Annotated in this window: 14 protein-coding genes; 6 read left to right on the plus strand and 8 right to left on the minus strand. The window is 68.8% G+C overall.

The features are described 5' to 3' along the window. Positions 1 to 9 precede the first annotated feature (9 nt). The 3 genes from ABZS64_RS08985 to ABZS64_RS08995 all read right to left on the minus strand — a co-directional run bounded on the left by ABZS64_RS08985 (position 10) and on the right by ABZS64_RS08995 (position 3675). Positions 10 to 582, minus strand: coding sequence for a hypothetical protein (locus tag ABZS64_RS08985; protein ID WP_355825233.1), 573 nt, complete (start codon positions 580 to 582; stop codon positions 10 to 12). Positions 583 to 798: 216 nt separating this feature from the next. Next, on the minus strand, positions 799 to 3255 hold the full coding sequence (locus ABZS64_RS08990) for an HAD-IC family P-type ATPase (protein WP_355825236.1): 2457 nt from the start codon (positions 3253 to 3255) through the stop codon (positions 799 to 801). 117 nt (positions 3256 to 3372) lie between these two features. Then, a complete protein-coding gene (locus ABZS64_RS08995; RefSeq protein WP_355825239.1) occupies positions 3373 to 3675 on the minus strand; it encodes a DUF2530 domain-containing protein in 303 nt (100 codons plus the stop codon). Positions 3676 to 3858: 183 nt separating this feature from the next. On the opposite strand from ABZS64_RS08995, the gene ABZS64_RS09000 reads away from it, so the two are divergent. Beyond that, the gene (locus ABZS64_RS09000; RefSeq protein ID WP_355825242.1) at positions 3859 to 5307 is read left to right on the plus strand and encodes an NCS2 family permease; all 1449 of its coding nucleotides are present in this window, start codon (positions 3859 to 3861) and stop codon (positions 5305 to 5307) included. A 33-nt stretch (positions 5308 to 5340) separates the two neighbouring features. Here the strand turns inward: ABZS64_RS09000 and ABZS64_RS09005 are convergent, their stop codons facing one another. Continuing rightward, the gene (locus ABZS64_RS09005) at positions 5341 to 5523 is read right to left on the minus strand and encodes a ribbon-helix-helix protein, CopG family (RefSeq protein ID WP_175257654.1); all 183 of its coding nucleotides are present in this window, start codon (positions 5521 to 5523) and stop codon (positions 5341 to 5343) included. 134 nt (positions 5524 to 5657) lie between these two features. On the opposite strand from ABZS64_RS09005, the gene ABZS64_RS09010 reads away from it, so the two are divergent. From ABZS64_RS09010 to thpR, 3 genes are read left to right on the plus strand one after another with little or no spacing between them, the layout of a single operon-like run. Next, positions 5658 to 6101 (plus strand): MarR family transcriptional regulator, encoded by a 444-nt coding sequence (locus tag ABZS64_RS09010; RefSeq protein ID WP_355825245.1) that lies wholly within the window; start codon positions 5658 to 5660, stop codon positions 6099 to 6101. 28 nt (positions 6102 to 6129) lie between these two features. Then, a complete protein-coding gene (locus ABZS64_RS09015) occupies positions 6130 to 7446 on the plus strand; it encodes an MFS transporter (protein ID WP_355825248.1) in 1317 nt (438 codons plus the stop codon). A gap of 28 nt (positions 7447 to 7474) precedes the next feature. Then, complete coding sequence (gene thpR / locus ABZS64_RS09020; RefSeq protein ID WP_355825250.1) at positions 7475 to 8044, plus strand: RNA 2',3'-cyclic phosphodiesterase; 570 nt, start codon at positions 7475 to 7477, stop codon at positions 8042 to 8044. 129 nt (positions 8045 to 8173) lie between these two features. Here thpR and ABZS64_RS09025 read toward each other — a convergent pair whose 3' ends face one another. Next, a complete protein-coding gene (locus ABZS64_RS09025) occupies positions 8174 to 9163 on the minus strand; it encodes an aldo/keto reductase (protein WP_355825253.1) in 990 nt (329 codons plus the stop codon). A 158-nt stretch (positions 9164 to 9321) separates the two neighbouring features. Then, positions 9322 to 9837, minus strand: coding sequence for a MarR family winged helix-turn-helix transcriptional regulator (locus ABZS64_RS09030; protein WP_355825256.1), 516 nt, complete (start codon positions 9835 to 9837; stop codon positions 9322 to 9324). A 25-nt stretch (positions 9838 to 9862) separates the two neighbouring features. Here ABZS64_RS09030 and ABZS64_RS09035 point away from each other — a divergent pair, with 25 nt between their 5' ends. Continuing rightward, positions 9863 to 10366, plus strand: coding sequence for a carboxymuconolactone decarboxylase family protein (locus tag ABZS64_RS09035; RefSeq protein WP_355825259.1), 504 nt, complete (start codon positions 9863 to 9865; stop codon positions 10364 to 10366). Between the two features lie 53 nt (positions 10367 to 10419). Here the strand turns inward: ABZS64_RS09035 and ABZS64_RS09040 are convergent, their stop codons facing one another. Next, positions 10420 to 10833, minus strand: coding sequence for a hypothetical protein (locus ABZS64_RS09040; RefSeq protein WP_355825262.1), 414 nt, complete (start codon positions 10831 to 10833; stop codon positions 10420 to 10422). Between the two features lie 335 nt (positions 10834 to 11168). Between ABZS64_RS09040 and ABZS64_RS09045 the strand changes: the two genes are divergently transcribed. Then, positions 11169 to 11633, plus strand: coding sequence for a hypothetical protein (locus ABZS64_RS09045; protein WP_355825265.1), 465 nt, complete (start codon positions 11169 to 11171; stop codon positions 11631 to 11633). A 49-nt stretch (positions 11634 to 11682) separates the two neighbouring features. Here ABZS64_RS09045 and ABZS64_RS09050 read toward each other — a convergent pair whose 3' ends face one another. Beyond that, positions 11683 to 12354 carry a GDSL-type esterase/lipase family protein gene (locus tag ABZS64_RS09050; RefSeq protein WP_355825268.1) on the minus strand — a complete coding sequence of 224 codons (672 nt, stop codon included), beginning with the start codon at positions 12352 to 12354 and terminating at the stop codon, positions 11683 to 11685. Positions 12355 to 12360 lie beyond the last annotated feature (6 nt).

Consider the following 12360-nt stretch of genomic DNA (forward strand, 5'->3'; position numbering starts at 1 on the left):
AGCCCGAGGTCAGTGGCCGCCCTTGGGCTCCATGCAGCCGCCTTCCATGTAGGGGCCGTGGGCCTCGACCTTCGCGGGGGAGGTCAGCAGGCCCGTGATGCAGGGGCCCGTCTCCGGGACGCTGAACGTGAAGCCGAGGGAGCCTCCCGTGGTGTACACCTCGACCGTGGGCTCCGGGTAGCCGAGAGCGGTCAGCTTGGACCGCAGGTCCGCCTCGCTGTGGACACCCTCCAGCGCGGGTGTGATCCGCTTCGCGTGTGCCTTCCCGCGGCACAGCGCGGGGCCCTTGAGCGGCAGTTGCTGCTTGTACGCGTGGTTCTCCGCGTACTTCCGCGCCTCCGGGTCGGTCGGTTCGGGCGCCGGGGCGCTCGGGGACGCGGACTGCACCACCTCGTCCGAGCAGATCGCAGCCACGTCCGGGAACAGCCGGTCGTGCTTCTGTTCCGCCGCCTTACGCTGCGCCTCGTACGACGCGGACGCCGACGCGGCGGCGTCGACGGTCTGCTCCGTCCCGCACCCGGCCGTCACGGGTAGGACCAGCAGCACGAACAGACCGGCCGAGGCCGCAGTCAGGCGATTCACGAAGGCGCTCCAAGTCTCAGGCGGGCAGGGCCGGAAGGGGCACGTGCCCGTCGATTATGAGGCGGGGGGCGCCGGGGCGGTCCTGAGTACGAGTACTCAAACCGGGTCTCGGCGGTCCCGGCTCGCCCGGTGGTGCGCGGGGGTTCGCCCGCGAGACCCACCACCGGGAGCAACCACCAACGCCCCCTGGCCCACGGCACCCACGGCCCCCGGTGCCTAACCGAAGCGTCGGTCCACCCACCGCCACGAGACTTCCAGCAGCGCCGCCCCCGCCGCCGCGATTGCCACCGCGCCCCACGGCATCGTCGTGCCCACCAGCTTCAGGGCGAAGAAGTTCTGGAGCGACGGGACCGCCAGCACGATCAGGAAGCCCGCACCCATCGCCGCCACCAGGCAGACCCGCCACCACGTGTACGGGCGGGCGATGATCGCCAGGACCCACATCGAGACCAGGAACAGGGTCAGCGTCGCCGCGCTCGTTTCCGCGTCGAGCGAGCCGGGGCCGCTGTAGTACGAGCGGGCCAGCAGATACGTCGCGAACGTCGCCGCCGCCGCGATCACCCCCGCCGGGATCGCGTACCGCATCACCCTGCGTACGAACTGCGGCTTCGCGCGCTCCTTGTTCGGGGCCAGCGCCAGGAAGAAGGCCGGTACGCCGATCGTCAGGGTCGACAGCAGCGTCAAGTGCCGGGGCAGGAAGGGGTATTCCACCTGCGAGCAGACGACCAGGATGGCCAGCAGCACGGAGTAGACCGTCTTCGTCAGGAACAGCGTCGCCACCCGCGTGATGTTGCCGATCACGCGGCGCCCCTCCGCCACCACCGACGGCAGCGTCGCGAAGCTGTTGTTGAGGAGCACGATCTGGGCCACCGCCCGTGTCGCCTCCGAGCCCGAGCCCATCGAGACGCCGATGTCCGCGTCCTTGAGGGCGAGGACGTCGTTCACTCCGTCGCCCGTCATCGCGACCGTATGCCCGCGTGACTGCAGCGCGCCGACCATGTCGCGCTTCTGCTGCGGGGTGACCCGTCCGAAGACCGAGTGGGCGTCCAGGGATGCGGCCATCTCGGCCTGTTCCGTGGGCAGTCGGCGCGCGTCGACCGTGCTCTGCGCGCCGGGCAGGCCGAGCTTTCCGGCCACCGCGCCCACCGACACCGCGTTGTCGCCGGAGATGACCTTGGCGTGGACTTTCTGCTCGTCGAAGTAGCGCAGGGTGTCGGCCGCATCAGGGCGCAGCCGCTGTTCCAGGACGACCAGCGCGGCCGGCCGCGCACCGGCGGCGACGGACGGGGCGTCCAGTTCGCCCGCCGCCCGGGCGAGCAGCAGCACCCGCAGGCCCTGCTCGTTGAGCTGCTCGACATCCGCGAGTGCGGCGTCGCCGGACGGCAGCAGCACATCGGGCGCGCCGAGCAGCCAGGTGGAGTTCTCGCCGTTGCCTTCGCTGAAGCTGGCGCCGCTGTACTTGCGCGCGGACGAGAACGGCAGTGACTCCGTGCACCGCCAGTCCTCGCTGTCCGGATACGCGTTGATGATCGCCTGCAGGGAGGCGTTCGGCCGCGGGTCGGACTCACCGAGCGCGCCGAGGACTTTGCGTATGTACGACTCCTCCGTGCCGCCCAGCGTCCGCAGCGCGGTGACGTCCATGCCGCCTTCCGTCAGCGTGCCCGTCTTGTCCAGGCAGACGATGTCGACCCGCGCCAGGCCCTCGATCGCGGGCAGCTCCTGCACCAGGCACTGCTTGCGCCCGAGCCGGATGACCCCGATCGCGAAGGCGACGGACGTCAGCAGCACAAGCCCCTCGGGGATCATCGGCACGATGCCGCCGACGGTCCTGGCCACCGAGTCCTTGAAGTTGTTGTTCTTGACCACCAGCTGGCTGATGACGAGCCCGATCGCGGTCGGGACCATCATCCAGGTCACGTACTTGAGGATCGTCGAGATACCGCTGCGCAGCTCGGAGTGGACGAGCGTGAACCGGGACGCCTCCTCCGCGAGCTGCGCCGCGTACGCCTCGCGCCCCACCTTCGTCGCGGTGAACGCCCCGCCGCCCGCGACCACGAACGACCCGGACATCACCGGATCCCCGGGCTGCTTGATGACGGGGTCGGCCTCGCCGGTCAGCAGCGACTCGTCGATCTCCAGGCTGTCCGCCTCCGCCACCTCGCCGTCCACGACGACCTTGTCGCCGGGCCCGAGTTCGACGAGATCGCCGAGGACGATCTCGGAGGTGGAGATCTCCGCGGCGGTGCCGTCCCGCCGTACCGTCGGTCTGGCCTCGCCGATGACCGCAAGACCGTCCAGTGTCTTCTTGGCGCGCAGCTCCTGGATGATGCCGATACCGGTGTTGGCGATGATCACGTAGCCGAACAGGCTGTCCTGGAACGGCGCGACGAAGAGCATGATCAGCCACAGCACGCCGATGATCGCGTTGAAGCGGGTGAAGACGTTCGCGCGGACGATCTCGGTGAGGGAGCGGGAGCTGCGTACAGGGACGTCGTTGACCTCGCCGCGCGCGACCCGCTCGGCGACCTCCGCCGTCGTCAGCCCGTCAGAGCGTGGCGCGAGTGCGGACTTCGGCGGCTTCCTGGGGTGTACGGGGTCCAGCTCGGCTCCCGCGTCGATGACGGGTTCGCCCGGCTCGGGGCCGTTCGTGTCGATCCTCGCCCGCTGCGTCATGGTTTCGACGGTACGGCCGGACTGTCCGGTTCACCCGCCGAGGGCGCCGGAGATCAGACCGGGGGAGGACGCGAATCGTTCCCTGGCATCACGCGTGCAGTACGGATGCCCTACGGGTCAGTTGCCTTCGTCGCCCGCGGCGGCACCGGCGTCCGCGTCCGCCTGGGAGGCTTCCGCGGCCTGCGCCCGCTTGATCGCGGCGTCGCGCCCCCGCACGTACCAGATGCCGATCAGGCCAAGACCGCCGCCGGCGAGGCATGTCCACACCCACCACATCAGGTCACGGTCGGCGAACCAGCTGTAGAAGGGGATCTGGACGAGGAAGAGGACGAACCAGAGGATCGTGCCGCCGGTGATGGTGGCGACGACGGGCCCCTCCAGGGGCTCGGGTGCCTCGTGCTTGGGGGTCCACTTCGCCATGCGGTCAGTCTAGGTTGCGCCGCACGGCCCTCCACACCCCCGTGCAACCCCCTGACCTCACTGGTCTACGCGCGGAGATACCACTCTCCACCCTTATGCGTTCATACTGAAGCCGTTTGTGTCCGACCGGTTTTGTTCGTAGGAACATCTGAAACCGGCCAAAAATCACCGACGAGGTTCCGCATGCCCCCCACGGCCACCGCCAAGGTCGACTCCGTGCCCCCGGCCCCCTCCGGGCCGCTCGCCGGTCTGGACCGCTTCTTCAAGATCTCAGAGCGGGGCTCCTCCGTCCCCCGCGAGATCCGCGGCGGTTTCGCCACCTTCTTCGCGATGGCCTACATCATCGTGCTGAACCCGATCATCCTCGGCAGCGCGAAGGACATGTACGGGCACCAGCTCGACAGCGGCCAGCTGGTCACCGCCACGGTGCTCACCGCGGCCTTCTCCACGCTCCTCATGGGCGTCATCGGCAATGTCCCGATCGCCCTCGCCGCCGGACTCGGTGTGAACACCGTCGTCGCCCTCCAGCTCGCGCCCCGGATGTCCTGGCCGGACGCGATGGGCATGGTCGTCATCGCCGGTTTCGTCGTGATGCTGCTGGTGGCCACGGGTCTGCGCGAGCGCGTGATGAACGCCGTGCCGCGCAGTCTGCGCAAGGGAATCGCGATCGGCATCGGCCTGTTCATCATGCTGATCGGCCTGGTCGACGCGGGCTTCGTCTCCCGTATCCCCGACGTCGCCAAGACCACCGTCCCGCTCCAGCTGGGCACCGGCGGTCATCTGGAGGGCTGGCCGGTCCTGGTCTTCGCCCTCGGCGTCCTGCTCACCCTGGCCCTGATCATCCGCAAGGTGCCGGGCGCGATCCTGATCTCCATCGTGGTGATGACGGGCGTCGCGATGATCATCGACGCGGTGGCCACCGTCCCGTCCTGGGGCCTGACCACGCCGCAGTGGCCCGGCAATCCGGTCGCGTCCCCCGACTTCGGGCTCGTCGGCCAGGTCAGCCTCTTCGGCGGCTTCGCGAAGGTCGGCTATCTGACGGGCGTGCTGTTCGTCTTCACCGTGCTGCTTTCCTGCTTCTTCGACGCGATGGGCACGATTCTCGGCGTCGGCGACGAGGCCAGGCTCATGGACAAGGACGGCAACCTCCCCGGCATCAACCGGGTTCTGTTCGTCGACGGCATCGCGGTCGCGGCCGGTGGTGCGACCTCGTCCTCCGCCAACACCTGCTTCGTGGAGTCCACGGCGGGCGTCGGCGAGGGTGCCCGTACCGGACTGGCATCGGTCGTCACGGGTGCGCTGTTCGGGGTGGCGCTGTTCCTCACGCCGCTCGCCACGATGGTCCCGTCCCAGGCGGCGACTCCCGCGCTGCTGGCGGTCGGCTTCCTGATCCTGGCGGGCTCGGTCGGCGACATCGACTGGAGCGATCTCACCGTCGCCGTCCCGGCGTTCCTGGCGATGGTGATGATGCCGTTCACGTACTCCATCACCAATGGCATCGGCATCGGCTTCATCGCCTTCAGCGTGCTGCGGCTGGCCGCCGGGCGGGGCCGCGAGGTCCCCGTCGCCATGTATGTGGTGTCAGCGGTGTTCGTCTTCTACTACGCGATGCCGGCGCTGGGTCTCACGTAAGCCTCTTCACGTCAGGGGCTCACGTCATGAGCTTCACGTGAGCCCGTAGAACTTCTCTGTCTCGTCGACGGCCGCCTTGAAGCGTTCGTCGAAGTCATCGCGGATGAGCGTCCGGACCACATAGTCCTGGACGCTCATTCCGCGTCTGGCGGCATGGTGCCGGAGCCGGTCGAGGAGCTCACCGTCTATGCGGAGGCTGAGCACAGTCGATCCCATGTCAGCCAGAGTCGCCGGACCGTCTTGGCCGGTGCGTCACTTTCCGGATCTGCCTCACTCATATGAGTGATGAATCTATCGAGGCAGTAACCTCGACTAGTCTTTAGGCAGGGTAATGAGTTATGCTAACAAACATGCCTGACCTGTCCCATGGTGATGCCGTCGACGTCGCCGCCGTGAACTCCCTGCGCTCGGCCGTCATGCGGCTGGGCCGGCGCCTGAAGCATCAGCGCGTCGACGAATCGCTGAGCCCGACCGAGATGTCGGTGCTCGGCACCCTCGCCCGCTGCGGCCACGCCACCCCCGGTGAGCTGGCCCGCAAGGAGCATGTCCAGCCGCCCTCCATGACCCGGATCGTGGCGCTGCTCGAGGCCAAGGGACTCGTCCGGCTCGAGCCGCACCCCGACGACCGCCGGCAGAAGGTCGTCAGCCAGACCGAGCAGGCAGAGGCCATGCTCGAAGAGAGCCGCCGCAAGCGGAACGCCTGGCTGGCCTCGCTCGCCGAAGGTCTGGACGAGGACGACTGGGCCAAGCTGCGCGCCGCCGCCCCCGTACTGGAGAAGCTCGCGCACCTCTGATCACCGCACAGCCAAGGAGGCGAACCTTTTGAGTTCGGGACCCGGAGCACCCTCCGCACCCGCACCAGCCCCTACAACCATGTTCAGCTCGCTGAAGATCCGTAACTACCGGCTCTTCGCCACCGGGCAAGTCGTCTCCAACACCGGCACCTGGATGCAGCGCATCGCCCAGGACTGGCTGGTGCTCAGCCTGACCGGATCCGCGTCCGCCGTCGGCATCACCATCGCGCTGCAGTTCCTGCCCATGCTGCTCTTCGGTCTGTACGGCGGCGTGCTCGCCGACCGGCTGCCGAAGCGGCAGCTGCTCGTCGCCACCCAGACCGCGATGGGCCTGACCGGCCTGGCGCTCGCCGTGCTCACGCTCAGCGGCCATGTCCAGGTCTGGCACGTCTACCTCACGGCCTTCCTGCTCGGCCTCGTCACCGTCGTCGACAACCCGGCGCGCCAGTCGTTCGTCGCCGAGATGGTCGGCCCGGAGCAGCTGGCCAACGCGGTCAGTCTCAACTCCGCCAACTTCCAGTCCGCGCGGCTGGTCGGCCCGGCCGTCGCCGGTGTGCTGATCACGGCCGTCGGCAGCGGCTACGCATTCCTGCTGAACGGGCTGTCCTTCATCGCGCCCCTCGCGGGTCTGCTGCTGATGCGCAACAGCGAGCTGCACAAGGTCGAACGCGCACCGCGCGGCAAGGGGCAGCTGCGGGAGGGGCTGAAGTATGTCGCGGGGCGGCCCGAGCTGATCTGGCCGATCGTCCTCGTCGGCTTCATCGGCACCTTCGGCTTCAACTTCCCGATCTGGCTCTCGGCCTTCGTCAACAACGTCTACCACTCGGGCGCGAGTACGTACGGCCTGCTCAACACCCTGATGGCAGCCGGTTCCCTGGCGGGCGCCCTGCTCGCCGCCCGGCGCGGCACCTCGCGGCTTCGGGTGCTTGTGGTCGCGGCGGTGCTCTTCGGACTCCTGGAGATCGTGACCGCGTTCGCGCCGCAGTTCTGGATCTTCGCGGTGCTGCTGGTGCCGATCGGGATGTTCGGCCTGACCGTCAATGTCACGGCCAACTCCAGCATCCAGATGGCGACGGAACCGGCCATGCGGGGCCGCGTGATGAGCCTGTTCATGATGGTCTTCGTGGGCGGTACGCCACTGGGCGCGCCCCTGGTCGGCTGGATCACCGACACCTACGGACCGCGGATCGGCTTCGCGGCGGGCGGTGCGGTGGCGATGGCCGCGGCGATCGGAGTCGGCGTGATGCTCGCCCGTGTGGGCGGGCTGCGCCTGAAAATAGATCTGCGGCGGGGGCGCAGGCATGTGGAGTTCGTCCCGAGGGAACAACTGGCGACGGCGGCGTAGGCCACCCCGTCTGCGTCAGACTCGGATCATGAGACTCTTCGCCGCCGTACTGCCCCCCACCCCGGTCATCGACGAACTCGCCGTCGAAATCGACCGGTTGAGGACCCTGCCCGGCGCGGACGCCCTGCGCTGGACCGGCCGGGCAGGCTGGCACTTCACGCTCGCCTTCATGGGCGAGGTCGACGACGGCCTGCTGCCCGAGCTGCACGAGCGGCTCGGGCGGGCCGCCCACCGGACCGAACCCTTCCCGCTGCGGATGCACCGCGGCGGACGCTTCGGGCAACGCGCGCTGTGGGCGGGGGCGGCGGGCGGTCTCGAGGAGATGCGCCTGCTCGCCGAACGCGCGGACGCGGCCGCGCGGCGGGCCGGGATCAGCATGGAGGAGCACCGCCGCTACCAGGCCCATCTCACGATCGCCCGCAGCCGCGACGAAGCGGATCTTCGTCCGTACGTCGAGGAGCTGGACGCCTTCGAGGGCACGTCCTGGGAGGTCGGCGAGCTCGCGCTCGTCCGCAGCAATCTGCCGGTGAGCGGGGTACGGGGCGAGCAGCCGCGGTACGAGACGGTCGGTGCCTGGCCGCTCGGGCGGGCCGGTTAGTCTCGGGGGGTGAATCCCAAGACCAGAAATCAGATCATGGCCGGCGTCCTGGTGCTCATGTTCGCGATCGTCGCCGTGGCGGCCGTGGTCGGTCAGTAGCCCTGACCACCCCACGGCCGCTCGCGCGAGTCACCAGGCGAAGGCCTCCGGGGAGGGCCCCGGACCCGGGAAGATCTCGTCGAGGCCGGACAGCACCTCGTCGCTCAGCTCCAGCTCGACGGCGCGCAGCGCGGACACCAGCTGGTCCGCCGTACGCGGTCCGACGATGGGCCCGGTGACCCCCGGCCGGGTCAGCAGCCAGGCCAGCGCGGCCTCGCCGGGCTCCAGACCGTGCTTGTCGAGCAGATCCTCGTACGCCTGGACCTGCGCCCGTACCTCGGTGTTCGCGAGCGCGTCCGCCGAGCGCCCGGAGGCGCGGCGCCTGCCCTCGCTCTCCTTCTTGATCACACCGCCGAGCAGCCCGCCGTGCAGCGGCGACCAGGGGATGACTCCGAGTCCGTACTCCTGCGCGGCCGGGATGACCTCCATCTCGGCGCGGCGCTCGGCGAGGTTGTAGAGGCACTGTTCGCTGACGAGCCCGTACGAGCCACGCTTCTGCGCGATCTCGTTGGTCTGGGCGATCTTCCAGCCGGGGAAGTTGGAGGAGCCCGCGTAGAGGATCTTGCCCTGGGCGATCAGGGTGTCGATGGCCTGCCAGATCTCCTCGACCGGGGTGTGGCGGTCGATGTGGTGGAACTGGTAAAGGTCGATGTGGTCCGTCTGCAGCCGCTTGAGGCTCGCCTCGACGGCACGGCGGATGTTGAGCGCCGAGAGCCGGTCGTGGTTGGGCCACGGGTCCCCGTCGGCGGCCATGTTCCCGTAGACCTTGGTGGCGAGAACGACCTTGTCGCGCCGGTCGCCGCCCTTGGCGAACCAGGAGCCGATGATCTCCTCGGTACGGCCCTTGTTCTCGCCCCAGCCGTACACATTGGCGGTGTCGAAGAAGTTGATCCCCGCGCCGAGCGCGGCGTCCATGATGCTGTGACTGTCGGCCTCGTCGGTCTGAGGCCCGAAGTTCATCGTCCCGAGGACGAGTCGGCTGACCTTGAGTCCGGTGCGTCCGAGCTGTGTGTACTTCATGGTTCATCAGCCAACGCCTTGGAGCGCGCTCCAGGCAAGTGCGCGAGGGGGTCAGCCGCGGGGGAACTCGTCGGTGGTGGGGGTGAGGCCGAGGGGGGGTGCTGGTGAGGTCGAGCGGCTGCCCGAAGGCGACCTTCGTCACGGTCAGCGAAAACTCGTCACGCGCCGCCGAACCACCCCGCCGCGTCCAGCCGGAAGGCATCCGCCGGGACGACCGTACGCAGCACGTCCTCGATCTCGCGCACGCGCCCCGCGCCGACCGTGCCCGCCCAGTCCGACCGCAGTTCGTCGAAGATCGCGGCCGAGCGGGTCAGCGCGTCCAGGCCGTGTGCCGTGAGCCGGACGAGCTTGCGGCGGGCGTCGGACGGGTCGTCCGTGCGTTCCGCGTAGCCAAGGGCGACGAGGCGGTCGACCGTCTTGCCCGCGGCCTGTTTGGAGACTCCGAGCCGCCGTCCGATCTCGCTGGCGGTCGTGCCGTGCGGGCCGATCGCCTGCATGGCGAAGCCGTACGCGGGCCGGACGTCGGGGTGGCCCTGCTGGGCCAGCTCGGCGTGGAGGCGGTCGATGAGGGAGCGGAACCCGGCGAAGAGGAGCAGGGGCAGCTCGTAACCAGGCGTGTCCGTAAGGGCGTTGCGCACTTCGACAACCTGGTTTACCTTTTTATCGTCAACCATGTTGTCGATTGTAGGAGACCCTCGCATGTTTACCGAACACACCCTGGAATCGGCCCCACCCGCGTCGCGCCGCGCCATGGAGTCCACGATCAGGCATCTGGGCCATCTGCCACCGGCCGTCGCCAGGCTCGCCTCCTCGCCCCATCTGCTGGACGGCTTCCTGAAACTCAGCGCGATGTTCGAGCAGACGACTCTGGATCCGGTCGCCCGCGAGGTGGTCGTCATGGTGGTCGCGACGCGGAACGAGTGCCATGTGTGCGTGGAGATGCACACCGGCAAGCTGCGGACGCTGGGCGCGGATGCAGAGTTGATCGCCGCGCTGCGCGAGCAGAAGCCGCTCGATGACGTACGGCTCGAAGCGGTACGGCAGTTCACGCTGGAGGTGCTGCGTACGGCAGGGGGCGTGGTCGACGAGGACCTGCGCGCGTTCCTGGCGCACGGCTACACCGAACAGAACGCGCTGGAGGTGGTCATGGGCATCGGTACGTACACGATGTCGACGCTCGCGAACCGGCTCACACGGGCGTAGGCACAAGCCCGGGCGCCGCTTCAGGGCGCCCGGGTGGGGCGCCCTGGCCCGCGTCAGGACTTGGCGGTGATGGTCGATCCGCAGTCGAAGCGGCTGGTCGTGCCGTTGACCGTGTTGCCGAGGCAGACGGTCAGCTTGACCGTGCGGTCCTCGACGAGGTTGCCGTGGTGGTACTCGGTGCAGTTGCCGTTGCCCGGCGTGAAGTACCGCTCGAAGCTGCCCGTGAACGGCACGTCGTTGGGGCCCGCGTACCAGGTGGCGGTGACCTTCAGCCAGACACCCAGGCCGTCCGTCTTGGTGTCGCACGCTCTGAACGCGTCACCGTCGTCCGTGAAGGTTCCATAGGCGGTGCTGGAGGTGTGTGCGTAGGCGTACCAGGTGCTTGCGGCCTGGGCGCTGGAGGCGTTGCCGAGGGCTATCGCGGCGCCTGCGCCGACGACTGCGGCGATGCGGCTGAGCTTGCGCATGGGTGTGAAACCTTCCTGCAGGATTTGTGATCGCGTCAGCCTAGATCCACCGGATGTTCTACAACAGGCCTTTTTTGTAAGGGCATTGGCAAGCGGGTGGATGCCGGCGCCTCTGCGGGTGCGACGGCCGGAATTGGCCAGAGACGGCCAAGCCTTGCGGAATGCACCTTGCCATTTTGAGGTGTCCATGTCGCAATGACTGATGTCGCTGACTACCCGTCAGGACCAGGGGCACCCCCAACCCCCATCCCCGAAGCCCCGGATCCCGCGAGCCGCGGATCGAACGTGGTGGCCGGTGACGCCAACCCGTAACCCCCACACGAAGGCGGGACCCCATGAAGTACGGCAAGCTCACAACAGGCGCGTTATTGGGCGGAGCTGTCGCAGCAGGCACGCTCGTCATGGCACCCATCGCGAGCGCGGTGACGCCGGAGACGGCCACCATCTCCTTCGACTGCGGTTCCTACGGCTCCGGCTCGGCGACACTCACGGCCACTCAGGACGGCACGGCCGCCACCATCAGCGTGTCGACTTCGGCCATCAAGTCGCCCATCGCCATCTCGGAGAACTCGGTCAAGTCGACCCTCAACCTCACCAAGAACGGCTCCGACACGGCGACGTTCACCGGCAACTCCAACCCGGCCATCCCGGCCGGGGGCGACGTGTCCACCGGCCCGCTCACCGGGACTGTGGCCACGGGCGACAGCCTGGAGGGGAAGTCGCTGACGGTCGTGGTCCTCGGCATCACCGTGACCTGCAACGCGACGTCCGCGCAGGCTCCTGGCCCGTTCGTGTTCTGACGGCCGTCAGGCAGTAAGAGAGGCGGCGTCACGCGCGCGTGGCGCCGCCCTACGGCCCGCCCAGCCCCCACGCCTGGTGCATCGCCCCCGCGAACGCCGCCGCCAGTTTGTGTTCGCCCGTCGGGCCCGGGTGTGTCCCGTCGTACGTGTCCGTGTCGATGGCGTACGACTCCGGCGGCGACGCCAGCAGGATCGGCGAGGTCGCCGTGTCCAGGTCGGCGACCGCCTTGGCCAGCAGTTCGTTGAAGCGGTCGCACTCCGCCGCGAAGGGGGCGTCGGAGCGGGCGCGGATGTTGGGGATGACCCGCAGCAGGACCATCCGTACATGAGGGTTGGCCGCGCGGGCCTCGGTGATGAAGTGGCGGGCGTTCAGGGCGGTTTGGGTGCTGTCCGTGTAGAAGCCGAGGTCTATCAGGCCGAGCGAGACCAGAAGGATGTCGGCCCGCTCCGCGGCGACCGTCTCGCGGATGACCGGGGCCATGTGGAGCCAGCCCTCGCCCCAGCCGGACAGATGGCGGCGGGCCTCGGCGGGGAAGGCCGGGTCGGCGTAGGTGTGCGAGACCGGGGCGTTCGCCGCCGTGTCGTAGAGCTCGGTCCGGGGGCCGACGATCTCGTACGGGCCGTCGAAGGAGGCGGCAAGGTGCTGCCACATCCGGTAGCGCCAGGTGTAGTCGCCGGCGCGTCCGATGGTCATGGAGTCGCCGACGAACATGAAACGCATGGGGGT

It is taken from the genome of Streptomyces sp. NPDC005408 (assembly GCF_040606445.1).
Lineage (GTDB): Bacteria > Actinomycetota > Actinomycetes > Streptomycetales > Streptomycetaceae > Streptomyces.